The 14,519-nt window shown below is 63.7% G+C and carries 13 protein-coding genes; 4 read left to right on the top strand and 9 right to left on the bottom strand.

Features of this window, described 5'->3' with window-relative positions:
• Positions 1 to 70 precede the first annotated feature (70 nt).
• The 7 genes from HU764_RS21050 to HU764_RS21020 form a co-directional block, all read right to left on the bottom strand.
• Positions 71 to 1,168 (bottom strand): DUF1513 domain-containing protein, encoded by a 1,098-nt coding sequence (locus tag HU764_RS21050; protein ID WP_186702510.1) that lies wholly within the window; start codon positions 1,166 to 1,168, stop codon positions 71 to 73.
• A gap of 2 nt (positions 1,169 to 1,170) precedes the next feature.
• Complete coding sequence (locus HU764_RS21045) at positions 1,171 to 2,235, bottom strand: imelysin family protein (protein WP_099430352.1); 1,065 nt, start codon at positions 2,233 to 2,235, stop codon at positions 1,171 to 1,173.
• Between the two features lie 19 nt (positions 2,236 to 2,254).
• Positions 2,255 to 3,682: a di-heme oxidoreductase family protein gene (locus HU764_RS21040; protein ID WP_186702511.1), complete on the bottom strand. Its 1,428-nt coding sequence runs from the start codon at positions 3,680 to 3,682 to the stop codon at positions 2,255 to 2,257.
• A gap of 260 nt (positions 3,683 to 3,942) precedes the next feature.
• Positions 3,943 to 5,277: an imelysin family protein gene (locus HU764_RS21035; protein WP_027594049.1), complete on the bottom strand. Its 1,335-nt coding sequence runs from the start codon at positions 5,275 to 5,277 to the stop codon at positions 3,943 to 3,945.
• A 147-nt stretch (positions 5,278 to 5,424) separates the two neighbouring features.
• The gene (locus HU764_RS21030; protein WP_027594050.1) at positions 5,425 to 7,476 is read right to left on the bottom strand and encodes a putative bifunctional diguanylate cyclase/phosphodiesterase; all 2,052 of its coding nucleotides are present in this window, start codon (positions 7,474 to 7,476) and stop codon (positions 5,425 to 5,427) included.
• A 266-nt stretch (positions 7,477 to 7,742) separates the two neighbouring features.
• Entirely contained in the window at positions 7,743 to 8,339 is a 597-nt protein-coding gene (locus HU764_RS21025) for a superoxide dismutase (RefSeq protein WP_027594051.1), read from the bottom strand.
• Positions 8,340 to 8,692: 353 nt separating this feature from the next.
• A complete protein-coding gene (locus HU764_RS21020; RefSeq protein ID WP_027594052.1) occupies positions 8,693 to 9,292 on the bottom strand; it encodes a LysE/ArgO family amino acid transporter in 600 nt (199 codons plus the stop codon).
• A gap of 97 nt (positions 9,293 to 9,389) precedes the next feature.
• Between HU764_RS21020 and HU764_RS21015 the strand changes: the two genes are divergently transcribed.
• The 3 genes from HU764_RS21015 to HU764_RS21005 all read left to right on the top strand — a co-directional run bounded on the left by HU764_RS21015 (position 9,390) and on the right by HU764_RS21005 (position 12,285).
• Positions 9,390 to 10,286 (top strand): LysR family transcriptional regulator ArgP, encoded by an 897-nt coding sequence (locus HU764_RS21015; RefSeq protein WP_172960427.1) that lies wholly within the window; start codon positions 9,390 to 9,392, stop codon positions 10,284 to 10,286.
• A 49-nt stretch (positions 10,287 to 10,335) separates the two neighbouring features.
• Positions 10,336 to 11,340 (top strand): NAD-dependent epimerase/dehydratase family protein, encoded by a 1,005-nt coding sequence (locus tag HU764_RS21010; protein ID WP_186677680.1) that lies wholly within the window; start codon positions 10,336 to 10,338, stop codon positions 11,338 to 11,340.
• 78 nt (positions 11,341 to 11,418) lie between these two features.
• Positions 11,419 to 12,285 (top strand): ATPase, encoded by an 867-nt coding sequence (locus HU764_RS21005; RefSeq protein ID WP_099455217.1) that lies wholly within the window; start codon positions 11,419 to 11,421, stop codon positions 12,283 to 12,285.
• Positions 12,286 to 12,400: 115 nt separating this feature from the next.
• On the opposite strand, the gene HU764_RS21000 is transcribed toward HU764_RS21005, so the two are convergent.
• A complete protein-coding gene (locus HU764_RS21000) occupies positions 12,401 to 13,450 on the bottom strand; it encodes an alkene reductase (protein ID WP_186702512.1) in 1,050 nt (349 codons plus the stop codon).
• A gap of 12 nt (positions 13,451 to 13,462) precedes the next feature.
• Positions 13,463 to 13,765, bottom strand: a complete 303-nt coding sequence (locus HU764_RS20995) for an ArsR/SmtB family transcription factor (protein ID WP_099430348.1) — start codon at positions 13,763 to 13,765, stop codon at positions 13,463 to 13,465.
• Positions 13,766 to 13,917: 152 nt separating this feature from the next.
• On the opposite strand from HU764_RS20995, the gene HU764_RS20990 reads away from it, so the two are divergent.
• Entirely contained in the window at positions 13,918 to 14,499 is a 582-nt protein-coding gene (locus HU764_RS20990; RefSeq protein ID WP_186702513.1) for an acyl carrier protein phosphodiesterase, read from the top strand.
• Positions 14,500 to 14,519: the final 20 nt, after the last annotated feature.

The raw sequence follows: 14,519 nt of genomic DNA, 5'->3' as shown, positions 1-14,519 counted from the left end.
TGCAGAAATTGCTGGGGCCGCTACGCAGCCCTTTCGCGACGCAAGGCCGCTCCTACAAGGCCGGTGATAATCAGGCCAGGTGCAGGTGGTTGTCCCAGAACCCGGAAGGCAGGTCCATCGGTTGCCCGATCAGCTCAGCCTTGCGGCAATCGTAGAACCGGCAACGCCCCTGCCCGGAGGTCACGACAAAGCCATCCTTCACCGCGCCAACCCCGGCGCAATCTGGCATCGGCGCATCCAGCTTCACCGCGCCGCTGTCCAAGTCCCAGACGAACAACCGGTTGGCCCGCGGCGCCGTCAGCGCCACCAGCCGCAGGTCGCTGTGAATCGCCACGCTGGCGGTGTACTGGGCCATGGCCTGCAACTGCCGCTCCGGCACGGGGAAGGCCTTGAACGGCTCGCCCGGGCGCTTGATTGCCAGCAGCTCGGCGGTTTCGTCGGCGTCGCCCATGAATTGCTGGCAGGCGGCAATGGTGCCGTCGTCGCCAATTGCCAAGTGGCGCACGCTGTTCATTTGCTGGGCGAGGGTTTCTTTGCTCAGCAGGGTGCCGTCGCGCTGCATCAGGACCAGGCTTGGTTGCATGGCGTTGAGGTTCATCTCCACGCGGCTCTCGGCCTCGGTGCGGATGCCACCGTTGGCCACCACCAGGGTTTCCCCGTCCGGCAGCCAGGCCACTTCATGCGGGCCGATGCCGTGGGTCGACAGCTCGCCGCTGTGCACCAAGCGTTCGCCTTCGAAACGGTACACACCGAGCACGCCGCGACCCGGGTCGGTAGTGTCGTTCTCGGTGGTGTACAGCCATTCCCCGCCCTTGTGGATGACCGCATGGCCGTAGAAGTGGCGGTTGGGCTGCGAGACCACGGTTTGCAGCAGCCGCCCATCGCGCAGGTCGACCAGGTAGCTTTCGGTACCTGGGCGGCGGGCGACGAACAGGGCGATCGGCAGCGTTGGGTGGTTGATGATGGCATGGCAACGCTGGGCAACCGGGGTGCTGAACACCTGGGTGCCGTCCAGGCGGAACCCGACGGCGTAATGCTTGCCATCGCCGTCGTCGCGCGCCGAGAGCAGCAGGGGTTCGCTGCCTTTGTTGCGGAACAGGCTCCAGCCGCCCAGGGTGAGGGCGCTGAGCAGTACGCTACCGAGTTTGAGGGCCTGGCGTCGCAGCATGATCAGTCACCGTCGTTGGCATTGAAGCCCAGCTGGATGTTCAACGCCTTGGCCAGCTCGCCTTCGTGCAGGCGGTGGACAACGTTGAGGCTGTCGTAGATCTGGTTGAGGGTCTGCTTGCCGGCGTCGTCGGCCAGCAACTCGCCGAGGGTTTTCTGATTGTCGGCCAGCTGTTTGAGCGCGGTGGCGTAGGCGTCGTCGATCTTGTCTGCCAAGGCTTTCTGGTCGCTGCCCAACAGGCCACGCAAGCCTTTGTTGTCGACCCCGACCCAGACCGCCTGGGCGGCCTTGAGGCTGGCCTCCAGGCTTTTGAGCGAAGCGTGGCTGCGCCAGGCTTCGGCCTGCAGCGGCTGGGCAATGCCCTTGCTCTGGCGGCCCATGGGGGCGCCAAGCTTCTTCTTCAGGGTATCCAGGGCGGTGACCTGGGCGCGCAGCAGGTCGGCGATGGCCTCGTGGGAATCGGCGTAGCGCTGGTTGGGGAACTTGGTCATCTGCGAGAGCATGCCGTCGGTGCTGTTCCAGCCCTTGAGGATCTCTTCGGCCAAGGCCTTCTGGTGCTCGGCGATGGCCACCAGCAGTGGGCAGTAGCGGGCTTTCTGCTCTGCCGTGGCAACGTCTGGCTTGCTGTCGAAGAGGATGTACTCGTAAGCCGACAGGCCGCGCACCACGACGCTGGCCTTGCCCAGGGCAGCGGCGTCGACGGGTTTGTCACCGTTGACCAACTGCTCGACCTGGCGGCCGACCAGGTTCTTCTTGTCGGGCCAGAACTGCACCTGCCAGGCGCGGTTGCCTTCGGCCAACGGGCCGACCAGCAACGGTTGCAGCTCGGCCCAGGCTTTTTGCGCAGTGAGGAAGTCGGCGCGGGCGGTGTCCAGGTTCGCCTTGCCTTCGCAATAGGCCAGGGCGCTGACGGCCAGCTGGCGATCGGCTTCGACCCAACGGCTGTAGGTCGGCAGGATCACCTGCTTGGCGATGGCGGCGGAGGTCACGGCTTGCGGGTCCTGCGGCGAGCAGGCACCGAGGGCGAGTGCGGCGAGGCTGGTGAACAACAGTTTGGGTCGGAACATGCCCGGCTCCTTGCGCGTTTTAAAGTGAGTTCAGGAAAGCCAGCAGCGCAGCACGCTGCTCGGCATTGAAGGTGAGGACGAAATTACGTGCCGCTTCGGCTTCGCCACCGTGCCAGAGCACGGCTTCGAGCAAGTTGCGGGCGCGGCCGTCGTGCAGGAACTGGCTGTGGCCACTGACCGTTTCACTCAGGCCGATGCCCCACAGCGGCGGGGTGCGCCAGTCCTGGCCATTGGCCGCGAATTCGGTACGTTCATCGGCCAGGCCCGGCCCCATGTCATGCAACAGCAGGTCGCTGTAGGGGCGGATCACCTGGCCGGCCAGCTCAGGTTCGGTCGCGTTTGCGGCGGTGGTGAACTGCGGGGTGTGACAGCCCTGGCAACCGGCCTGGAAGAACAGGTTCTTGCCTGCCAGCACCTGCGGCGCACCCACGTCACGACGGGCAGGCACACCCAGGTTGCGGGTATAGAAGGTGACCAGGCGCAGGATGTTGTCGCTGACTTCCTTTTCGCCCCCCATGCCATCGCCATTGGGCGCGGCCAGGCAGTCGACTTGCGCTGCGGTGCAGTCGTCCTTGGGTTGCAGGGTGGAGGTCAGGCCCATGTCGCCGGCAAACGCATGGACGTTCTGCTGGTTGACGTTGGGTTGCCCGGCTTTCCAGCCGAAGCGGCCCACCACGGTCTTGCCCTGGGCATCATCCCAGACCCGGTTGGCTCGCCCGCGGATGCCGTCGCGGTTGCGGTCGTCCGGGTCTTCGTTGGCGAGGATGTCGGCTTCGGGGATGGCTTCGAGCAGGCCGAGGCCGATCATCGGCGGCGCAACGCGGGCCGAGAAGCGGGTGTCAGGGTGCATTGCCCCGTAGCCCAGCTGGGTGATCTGCAAGCTGGGGCGACGCAGTTCGACCTGGTGGCCGTCCTTGAACGTGACGGCCTGGTTGGCGTAGGTCACGCGGACCTTGCCCTCCGGCGCCACGCCGGGGATAGCCATGTCCTGCAACTGGGTGCCGTACACGGGCTCGGGGACCACGCCCAGGCGCTCTACCACCTTGGCCAGGTAAGGCTGGTCGGGGATCGACAGGCGCACCAGCATCGACACCGCGTTGCTGTCATCGAGCTCGGGTGGGTGACCGCGGCCATCGCGCACGTGGCAGTTCTGGCAGGCATTGGTGTTGAACAGCGGGCCGAGGCCATCACGCGCGGTGGTGGTGGACGGGGCGATCACCCAGGGGTTGCGGAAAAAACTGTTGCCGACGGCGAAGTCCAGGCGCCGCTCGGGCGAAAGGTTGGCCGAGGGCAGGGAATAGGCATTGCGATCGCTGCGCTGCACCGTCGCCTTGCCACCCGACAGCGCTTCGCCGGGCTCTGCCTGGGTGAAACGCGGGGCGTCGTCACAGGCGGCGAGGGCAAAGGCCAGCAGCAGGGGAGAGAGTCTGAACAGCGACGAGGACATCAAGGATCCTGGGCGTGAGCGAAAAACCGGCGTGCAAGCTTAGCAAAGTGGGGATGTTTGAATAAGAGCAATTTGCAATTGCTGGATGAAATCAGTGTCAGCTACATCTGTTGCCTGTGCCGGCCTCTTCGCGGGTAAACCCGCTCCCACACAGATCTCAGGAATCATGCCGTCCTGGTGGGAGCGGGCTTGCCCGCGAAAGGGCCAGAAGCAAAAAAGGCGACCCTAAGGTCGCCTTTTCCAGAACCGCTACAGCCGAATCAGAACTCGTGATCCGCAGTATCCGGGTTCAGGTTGGCGATGCCCAGCTTGCCTGCAGCCTGTTCGATCGCGCCGGTCTGCTTGACCAGCGAGGCGATGGCGTCACGCACGACCTGGTTGCCAGCGGCGTTGTCGGCAGCGATCAGTTGGTCGTAGTGCTCGCCTTTCAGGGCATGGTCGACGATCACCTGGATCTTCGCTTCGGTGGCTTCCAGGTCGGCCTTCAGGGTGGCGTCGGTAGCCGGGTCAACCTTGGCCACCAGCGACGACAGGCTCGGGCCGGTCAGTTTGGTGCCATCCGGGCGGGTGTACTCGCCCAGGTAGACGTTGCGGATACCCTTGGCGTCGTAGAAGTGCGAGTAGTGGGTGTTGTCGCTGAAGCAGTCTTGCTCGTCTTCAGGCGAGTTGGCTTCCAGCGAGACCTTCATGCGCTCGCCCGCCAGTTCGCCCAGCGACAGGCTGCCCATGCCGAACAGCATCTTGCGCAGGCCGTCGTTGACCGGCTCGGCTTCCAGGGTGGCGCGGTAGTTGTCGGCAACGTTCGGTGCCCAGTTGCCGACCATCTCTTCGAGGTCCTTGACCAGCAGGTCGGTGGCCGCCTTCAGGTAGGCACGACGGCGGTCGTTGTGGCCGCCAGTGGCGCCGTTGCCTTCCAGGTAGTCGGAAGCAGGGCGGTTGCCGGCACCTGGGCCGGTGCCGTTCAGGTCCTGGCCCCAGAGCAGGAATTCGATGGCGTGGTAGCCGGTGGCGACGTTGGCTTCGGAACCGCCCAGCTCGTTCAGGCTGGCCAGCTTCTCTGGGGTGATGTCCTTGACGTCGACCTTCTCTTCGCCGACCTGGATCTCGGTGTTGGCGATGATGTTGGCGCTGGCCGCCGGGTTGCCCAGGGCGTGCTCGTAGCTCTTGTCGACGTAGTCGATCAGGCCTTCGTCCAGGGGCCAGGCGTTAACTTGGCCTTCCCAGTCGTCGATGATGGTGTTGCCAAAGCGGAAGGCTTCGCTCTGCAGGTAAGGTACGCGCGAGGCGGCCCAGGCGTCCTTGGCGGCTTTCAGGGTTTCGTCGTTGGGCTTGGCCAGGAACGCGTCGACAGCCGTCTGCAGGGCCTTGGCGGTGCTCAGCGAGTCGCTGTACACGGCGAAGACCATGTCGGCGTAATGCTTGACCACGGCCTTGCCGGCCGCTTCATCGACAGCCCCAGGCGCGGCGGCGGTGGTGCTGGCGGCAGCAGGCGCTTGAGCTTGCGGAGCAGCGGCCTTGTCATCCTTTTCGCCACATCCGGCGAGCGCGATGGCGATGGCCAGCAGACTGGCGGAGGCCAGAGGCATTCGAATCATTGTTGGTTTCCCTGCGTCGTGTGGTTGGACCGTGCGCCATGGCACGCGAAACCGCAACATCATGCGAAAGATTTGCATTTGCTGTAAAGAGGCGAGCGCGCAATTCATGTAAATGCCCGTCACGGCCTGTAACCGGGGCCGCCAGGGCTACAGCATGGACACCTGATTGCGCTGTGCCTGCTTGAGGTAACTGGTCAGCTCGCGGGCCGACAGTGGCTTGCTGTAGTGGTAGCCCTGACCCTCGTGGCAACCCTGGGCGATGATGTAGGTCTCCTGCTCGGCGGTTTCCACGCCTTCAGCGATAACCTGCATGCCCAGGCTTTTGCCCAGTTGGATGATGGCGCGCACGATGGTGGCGTCGTCATCGTCGTCGAGCAGGTCCTGGACGAAGCTCTTGTCGATCTTGATCTTGTCCAGCGGCAACGACTTCAGGTAGCTGAGCGACGAGTAGCCGGTACCGAAGTCGTCAATGGCGATCAGTGCCCCGGAGCGGCGCAGGCTGAGCAGGTGCTGGGCGGCGGTGCTGATGTCTTCCATCAGGCCGGTCTCGGTCACTTCCAGCTCCAGGCTGCGCGGCGGCAGGCGGTAGGCCTGCAGCAGGTTGTTGACCACGCGCGGCAGTTCGCTGTGGTGCAACTGCACGGTCGACAGGTTGACCGCCATGCGCAGGTCGCTGAAGCCCAGGTCGTGCCATTCGCGCAGCTGCCGGCAGGCCTGGTCGAGTACCCATTCGCCGATGGTGATGATGTTGCCGTTCTGCTCGGCCAGCGGGATGAACTGGTCGGGCGGGACCATGCCCAGCTCCGGGTGTTGCCAACGCAGCAGGGCCTCGACGCCAACCACGCGGTGGTCGCGGTAGCTGATCTGCGGCTGATACACCAGGTACAGCTGATTGCGCGGCAGGGCTTCGCGCAGGTCTTTTTCCAGCTCGCGGCGGCGGCGCATCTCACTGTCGACGCTGGCGATGTAGAACTGGTAACGGTTGCGTGAGCGGGCCTTGGCCAGGGTCATGGTCTGTTCGGCTTTTTGCAGCAGCTTCTCGGTGCTGTCGCCGTCTTCGGGGAACAGGGTGATGCCGATGGTGGCACGCAGGCGGATCTGCTGATGGTCGAGGTCGAAGGGCACCTCCAGGTCATCGAGGATGCTCTGGGCCAGCTCGGCAGCCTCATAGGGCTGCTCGATGTTGGCCTGAACCAGGGCGAACTGGTCGCCACCCAACCGCGCCAGCGCCCCCAGGCGGCCACTGTGGGCGCGCAGGCGGTCGGCCAGGGCCAGCAGCAACTGGTCACCGACCTGGTAGCTGAACTGCTCGTTGATGCCCTTGAAATCGTCCAGGCCTACGCACAGCACTGCGACGCGATGCTGCAGGCGGCCGCCATCGACAAGGATCTTGTCCAGCTGTTGCTGCAGTTGCTGGCGGTTGGGCAGGCCGGTGAGGAAGTCGTATTGGGCCATGCGTTGCAGGCTGTTCTCGGCCTCGTGGCGCAGGTGGGTATTGCGCTCGATGGAGGCGAGCAGCTGGTTGGCCGTGTTCACCCACAGGCCCAGTTCGTTTTTCTCGTGGCCCTTGAGCAGCGGGATCTGGTGCTGGCTGGGGCGATCGGGGTTGATCTGGGTAAGGTGCTCGATGATTTTCGACAGTGGCTTGGTCAGCAGCCAGTGGTAGACCAGGTACAACACCAGGCCCATGGCCAGGGCGCGCAGCACGCCGGAGATGAAGATGATCACGGCGTTGATCAAAAAATCTTCGCCGTACGACGAGGTGTCGAGGGTGATGCTCAGGTCACCGTAGTATTCGCTGTAGGGGCCGCGGCCGACCAGTTGGGTGGTGTAGGTGCGTTCCTGGCCGAGGATCAGGTCGGTCAGCCAGCGCATGGACATGTCCTGCAGCGGGCGGGACTTTTCGGCCAGCATGGTTTCGTTGGGGTGGCCGATGGACGCCATGCGCACCGATTCGTCCTGGAACAGGCCTTCCATCACCTGCATGCCCATCTCCCGGTCAAGGCTGTACACCGCCTGGGTAGAGGGGTCACGGAACATGTCGAGGATGCGCTGGGCATCGTTGTCGACAGCCTGGCGGGTCTTGTAGGTGTCGTAGACGATTTGCGCACAACTGAGCACGACGCCCACTGCGAGCGCCGACAGCAGCACGACCCTGAGCAACTTGACCGACAAGCTGTTCCGCAATTCCAGCTTCAATGGGGTTTCCTTAATCCATGCGCATGGCATCATTTTGCCATCAATGAAACCAATACACTATCGGCCGGTGTGCCACGGACACAGCGCGAGAAGCGGGGTTGTCCTGGGCAGTATATCGGTCGCCTGGCCCTGCAACTTGAGTGCGCTGTATCAAGTTTCCAGAGGTTTGATGTTAGCGTGCAATCCGTGCTGAGCAAGAGGCTGTTACAGGCCCATAAAAAAACCCGGCACCAAGGCCGGGTTCTTCGTTCAAGGCTGGATATGCATCAGGCCTTGAAGGTCTTGCCTTCGAACTGTTCGGCAACGAAAGCCCAGTTGACCAGGTTCCAGAACGCCTCGACATACTTCGGACGCACGTTGCGGTAGTCGATGTAGTAGGCGTGTTCCCAGACGTCGCAGGTCAGCAGCGGGGTGTCGCCATTGGTCAGCGGGTTGCCGGCGCCGATGGTGCTGGCCAGGGCCAGGGAACCGTCAGCTTTCTTCACCAGCCAGCCCCAGCCGGAGCCGAAGGTGCCGACGGAAGTCTTGGTGAACTCTTCCTTGAACTTGTCGAAGGAACCGAAAGCGGCGTTGATGGCTTCGGCCAGGGCACCGGTCGGTTGACCACCGGCGTTAGGCGCCAGGCAGTTCCAGTAGAAGGTGTGGTTCCAGACTTGAGCGGCGTTGTTGAAGATACCGCCCGAAGAGGTCTTGACGATCTCTTCCAGGGTCTTGCCTTCGAATTCGGTGCCTGGGACCAGGTTGTTCAGGTTCACGACATAGGTGTTGTGGTGCTTGTCGTGGTGATACTCCAGGGTTTCCTTGGAGATGTGCGGCTGCAGGGCATCGTGGGCGTACGGCAGCGGCGGCAATTCAAAAGCCATGGTGGATCTCCTGATTCAGGTCTATTTGCGGTTTGCGCAAGGCCGATCACGGGCGGCCCGATCAACGTCGGCGAGTTTGTACTCTTTGCGACGCGAGGGCTGGATCATAGCACCGGGCCCGGCGCATAACCACGCAACAAAGATAGGGAATAGAGGTTCCAGAGCGGTTGGCCGGTGCCGACCAGTGGTGTTTGTCGCGGTGTTTGTATCGCCTGGAAGATCGAGCGCCGCCTGCGCGGCGCTTCGCAGCACAAGGCTGCTCCTACATTTTTCGGGCCAATTATTCCTGAGGCTAACGCGTGCAATGCCACGGGCCTCAGGCGCTGAAACTGCTGTGCCAAACACGTCCCCATTCAGCTAAAAATCAGCTGCGCCGCCACCGCGAACATCATCACCGCCACCATCAGGTCGAGCATCCGCCAGGTCGCTGGCCGCGCCAGCCACGGTGCCAGCCAGGCCGCACCGATCGCCAAGGTCGAGAACCACAGCAGCGAAGCACTGGCCGCCCCCGCCACATAGGCCCCGGGCACTGTCTGCTGGGCACCGAGCGAGCCGATCAGCAGCACGGTGTCGAGGTACACATGGGGGTTGAGCAAGGTCACGGCCAGTGCACTGAGCAATACCGCCCGGCGCGAGCGCATGCCCTGGCCTTGCTGGTGCTGCAGGCTCTGCTTGGAGCAGGCGCTGCGCAGCGCCTTGGCGCCGTACCAGAGCAGGAACACCGCGCCGCCCCAACGGGCGATGGCCAGCAGGGTCGGGTTGTGCGCCAGTACCGTGGCCAGGCCGAACACCCCGGCAGCGACCAGCAGGGCGTCGCAGACGATGCACAGGGCCGCCACCGGCAGGTGGTGCTCGCGGCGCAGGCTTTGCGCGAGGACGAAGGCGTTCTGTGCGCCGATGGCCATGATCAGGCCGAAGGCCACCAGCATGCCGTTCAGATAGCTTTGCCACATGGCGGTGTACTCCAGAAAATGAGCCATAAACGATGCTGGCTATTGTGGTGATTGGCGCTGTATAAGAAAAACAAATAAAGCTGATCAGGCATTAGGGATATCGATGTTCGACTACAAGCTGCTGGCCGCCCTTGCGGCGGTGATCGAGCAAGGCGGCTTCGAGCGTGCAGCGCAGGTACTGGGGCTGTCGCAATCGGCCATTTCCCAGCGCATCAAGCTGCTCGAAGCACGGGTTGGCCAGCCGGTGCTGGTGCGGGCCACGCCCCCGAGCCCGACCGAGGTCGGGCGCCAGTTGCTCAACCATGTGCAGCAGGTGCGTCTGCTAGAGCGCGACCTGCAACGCCAGGTGCCTGCGCTGGACGAGGAGGGCATGCCGGAGCGTTTGCGGATTGCCCTTAACGCCGACAGCCTGGCCACCTGGTGGGCGGGCGCGGTCGGCCGGTTCTGTGCCGAACAGAACGTGCTCACCGACCTGGTGGTGGAGGACCAGGAAGTTGGCCTTAAACGCATGCGTGCCGGTGAAGTGGCGGCCTGCCTGTGTGGCAGCGAACGGCCAGTGGCTGGCGCGCGCAGCCTGCCGCTGGGCGCGATGCGCTACCGTGCACTGGCCAGCCCGGTGTTCATGGCGCGGCATTTCCCCCGTGGGTTCGAGGTCAAGCGCTTGGCACGCACGCCCGCGATCGTGTACGGCCCGGACGACTTCCTGCAACACCGCTACCTGGCATCGCTGGGTATCGAGGACGGCTTCCTGCACCACTTGTGCCCCTCGTCCGAAGGGTTCCTGCGCATGACCGAGGCGGGGTTGGGCTGGGGGCTGGTGCCTGAATTGCAGGCGCGCGAGCAACTGTCCAGCGGGCAATTGGTAGAAATATGCGCCGATACTCCCATCGATGTGCCGCTGTACTGGCATCATTGGCGCAATGGCGGGCAACTGCTCGCGCAACTGACCGATCACCTGCGGCACACGGCACGGCAATGGCTGGTGCCCTTGTAGCCACGGCCGGCGTCAGTTGCATCTGAAATCTGGCAAGGCGGAGTCTTACATGCGAATTCTGGTCACCGGCGCGAGCGGCTTCATCGGCGGGCGCTTTGCGCGCGTTGCCCTGGAGCAGGGCCTGGACGTGCGGGTCAGCGGCCGACGTGCCGAAGGTGTCGAGCACCTGGTCAAGCGCGGCGCGCAGTTCATCCCCGGCGACCTGGGCGATGCCGAGCTGGCCCGGCGCCTGTGCCAGGGCGTCGAAGCGGTGGTGCACTGCGCAGGCGCGGTGGGCAACTGGGGGCGCTACCAGGATTTTCACCAGGGCAACGTGGTGGTCACCGAAAACGTGGTCGAGGGTTGCCTGAAGGAGCATGTGCGGCGCCTGGTGCATCTGTCGTCGCCGTCGATCTACTTCAATGGCCGTTCGCGCCTGGACATCCGTGAGGACCAGGTGCCGCGCCGTTTTCACGATCACTATGCGCTGACCAAGCACCTGGCCGAGCAGAAGGTGTTCGGTGCCCAGGAGTTCGGCCTGGAAGTGCTGGCGCTGCGCCCGCGCTTCGTTACTGGGGCTGGCGATGCCAGTATTTTCCCGCGGCTGATGCAGATGCAACGCAAGGGCCGCGTGGCGATCATCGGCAACGGCCTGAACAAGGTCGACTTCACCAGCGTGCACAACCTCAACGAGGCGTTGCTCAGTGCCCTGTTCGCCGACGACCGCGCCCTGGGCCAAGCCTACAACATCAGCAATGGCCACCCGTTGCCACTGTGGGATGTGGTCAACTACGTGATGCGCCAGATGCACTTGCCGCAAGTGACCCGGTACCGCTCCTACGGCCTGGCCTACAGCCTGGCGGCGCTCAACGAAGCGGCGTGCATGCTCTGGCCGGGGCGGCCGCAGCCCACCTTGTCGCGCATGGGCATGCAGGTGATGAGCCGCGATTTCACCCTGGATATCAGCCGCGCACGGCAGTACCTGGACTACCAGCCCAAGGTCAGCCTGTGGACGGCCCTCGACGAATTCTGCGGTTGGTGGAAGCACCAGCCCGAAGGCCTGAAAATCGGCTGATGCAACGATGGTCATCAACACGCCGCGCGAGCGGTTTATACTCGTGCCTCTTTGCGACTACCGCGGTTGAATGTACTCATGCGTAAGCCTGCTCACGACGATTACGATGATGTGCCTACCCTGAGGGCCGGCACGCCCGACGATGATGAACTGATACCCGCGCACGTGATGCGCAGCCGGCAGAAAGCCGAGCGGGGGGCCAGTACGGCACCTTTGTGGGCGCTGTTGGTGGCGTCACTGATTGCCTTGGCGGGGTTGGGCTGGTGGAGCTTCCAGCAGATCTCGCTGATGGAGCAGCAACTGGTCGCGACCCAAGAAAGCTTCGCCCGTATCAGTGAAGAGGCGGCCGGGCGACTGCAGGCGATCAGCGGCAAGGTGGAGGCCAGTGAGTCTTCGGTCAATACCGGCAGCGAGGCCTTGAAGTTGCAAATTCGTCAGTTGCAGCAAGGCGTGGCCGGGCAGACCGGCGACCTGGGCAAGCGCCTGGAGCAGGTGCTGGCCGATACCCGTGAACAACAGAAGGCTGTGACCGAGCTGCAAACCCAGTTGCAGGCACAGTTGAAGCTGGTGAATGGCGAGCTGACGGCGTTGAAGTCGGGCCAGGTCGATGGCGGCAAGCTGGATGCCCAGTTCAAGGCGTTGAGCAATGACGTGGCAGCGTTGAAGGCCGCGCAGGCGGACGGTGGCAAGCTGGATGACCAGCTCAAGAGCCTGAGCAACGAAGTGGCAGCGCTGAAAAAGCAGGGTAACCCGAGCGCGGCGATCCAGAGCCTGGAGCAGGACATGCTGGTGTTGAAGAGCCAGGTCGACAATCGCCCGGCGGCGTCGTCGGGCGGTGCCTCGGTGCAGGAGTTCGATGCCTTCCGCGGGCAGACCACCCGCAGCATCAACACGCTGCAGAGCCAGATCCAGAACCTGCAGCAGCAGATCAAAGCGCGCCCCTGAAGACCCCGCGTGCCCTGTAGGAGCAGCCTTGTGCTGCGAAGAGGCCAGTGCAGGCATAACCGTTACGTGCAAGCCTGCGCCGGCCTCTTCGCAGCACAAGGCTGCGTCTACCCGATCACATCCGTGGGTAGTCGATATACCCCACCGGCCCCTTGCTATAGAAGGTTTCCGGGTGTGCCTGGTTCAAGGGCGCATCCGCTGCCAGGCGCGCTGGCAGGTCGGGGTTGGCAATGAACGGCACACCGAACGCCACGGCATCCGCCTTGCCAGTGGCCAGCGCGGCATTGGCAGTGGCCTTGGTGAAGCGCTCGTTGACGATGTACGGGCCACCAAAGGCCTCTTTGATCAGCGTGCCGATGCTGTCGTCGGCTTCCTTCTCGCGTGAGCAGATGAAGGCGATGCCGCGCTTGCCCAGTTCGCGTGCCACGTAGGTGAAGGTTTCGGCACGGTCAGCGTCGCCCATGTCGTGTGAATCGGCACGCGGCGCCAGGTGCACGCCTACGCGGTTGGCCCCCCACACTTCAATGGCGGCGTCAGTGACTTCCAGCAGCAAGCGTGCGCGGTTTTCCAGCGAGCCACCGTAACGGTCGGTGCGCCGGTTGGTGCTGCTTTGCAGGAACTGGTCGAGCAGGTAGCCATTGGCACCGTGGATTTCCACACCATCGAAACCTGCGGCCTTGGCGTTTTCGGCGCCGCTGCGGTAGGCCTCGATGATGTCGCCGATCTCTTCGGTTTCCAGCGCCCGCGGGGTTGGGTAGTCGCTGAGCGGGCGCACCAGGCTGACGTGGCCCTTGGGCTGAATCGCGCTGGGGGCCACCGGCAGTTCGCCGTTCAGGTAGCTGGGGTGGGAAATGCGGCCCACATGCCACAGTTGCAGGAAGATGCGCCCGCCTGCGCCATGCACGGCCTTGGTGACATTGTTCCAGCCACGCACCTGTTCGTCGTTCCAGATGCCTGGGGTGTCTGGGTAGCCGACCCCCATCGCCGTGACCGACGTCGCCTCGCTGAGGATCAGCCCGGCGCTGGCGCGTTGCACGTAGTACTCGGCCATCAGTGCGTTGGGCACCCGGCCTTCATCGGCGCGGCAGCGGGTCAGCGGGGCCATGATGATGCGGTTGGGCAGTTGCAGGTCGCCCAGCGTGATAGGGTCGAAGAGCGTAGTCATGCGGTTTCCTTTTCAGAGCGCTTGGCTCAACTGTTCGAGGAAGGCCTGAATGGTCTCCTCATTGCGTTTGAAGAAGTGCCATTGGCCGATCTTCTGGCTGCTGATCAGGCCGGCGCGCTGCAAGATGGCCAGGTGAGCAGAAACGGTCGACTGCGACAGGCCGCAGCGTTGGTCGATCTGCCCGGCACAGACACCGTGTTCGGTGCTGTGGTGCTGGTCAGGAAACTGCGTTGCCGGGTCCTTCAGCCAGTCGAGGATTTCTCGCCGGACCGGGTGGGCCAGGGCTTTTATTATGTCGTCTAGATCGAGGGGCATTGGGGTGTGGCTCATGGTGAAGCGTTCGATTGCGATAGGGGGAATGTAAATCGGTATTTCGCGATATACAAATATGAAGAGGTTCTGAGCTGAGCACCAATCGCTATATCGCGTTATAACGATATAGGCGTTGGCGGTGCTAGACTGACGCCATGAACTACCTCGCACACTTGCACCTCGGCGGCCCCGCGCCGCAGCAATTGCTCGGCAGCCTGTATGGCGATTTCGTCAAGGGCTCGCTGGAAGGGCGCTTTCCTCCGGCGCTGGAAGCCGCTATCCGCCTGCATCGGCATATCGACAGCTACACCGACCGTCACCCGCTGGTGCTGGCCGCGCTGGCACGGTTCCCTGTGCAGCGGCGGCGGTTTGCCGGCATTGTCCTGGATGTGTTTTTCGATCATTGCCTGGCGCGGCATTGGGCCGACTATGCCCAGCAGCCGTTGGCGCAGTTCACCGGTGATTTCTATCGGGTGCTGCTGGCGGAGCCTGAGTTGCCCGGGCGCCTGGCGCGCATTGCACCGTTCATGGCGGCCGATGACTGGCTGGGGGCGTATGGCGATTTTGCGACCCTGGAGCAGGTGTTCAACGGCATTGCGCGGCGGTTGTCGCGGCCCGAGGGGATGGCTGGCGTGATGCCTGAGTTGGAGCGGTTGTATGAGCCATTGATGGCGGACTTTCGCGAGTTTTATCCGCAGTTGCAGGCGTTTGCGGCGGCGCGGATGCCTGGCAGCTGATTTTATTCGCCTGTTCCGGC

The organism is Pseudomonas kermanshahensis (assembly GCF_014269205.2).
Taxonomy (GTDB): domain Bacteria; phylum Pseudomonadota; class Gammaproteobacteria; order Pseudomonadales; family Pseudomonadaceae; genus Aquipseudomonas; species Aquipseudomonas kermanshahensis.
This window is presented reverse-complemented; position numbering and strand designations above follow the sequence as displayed.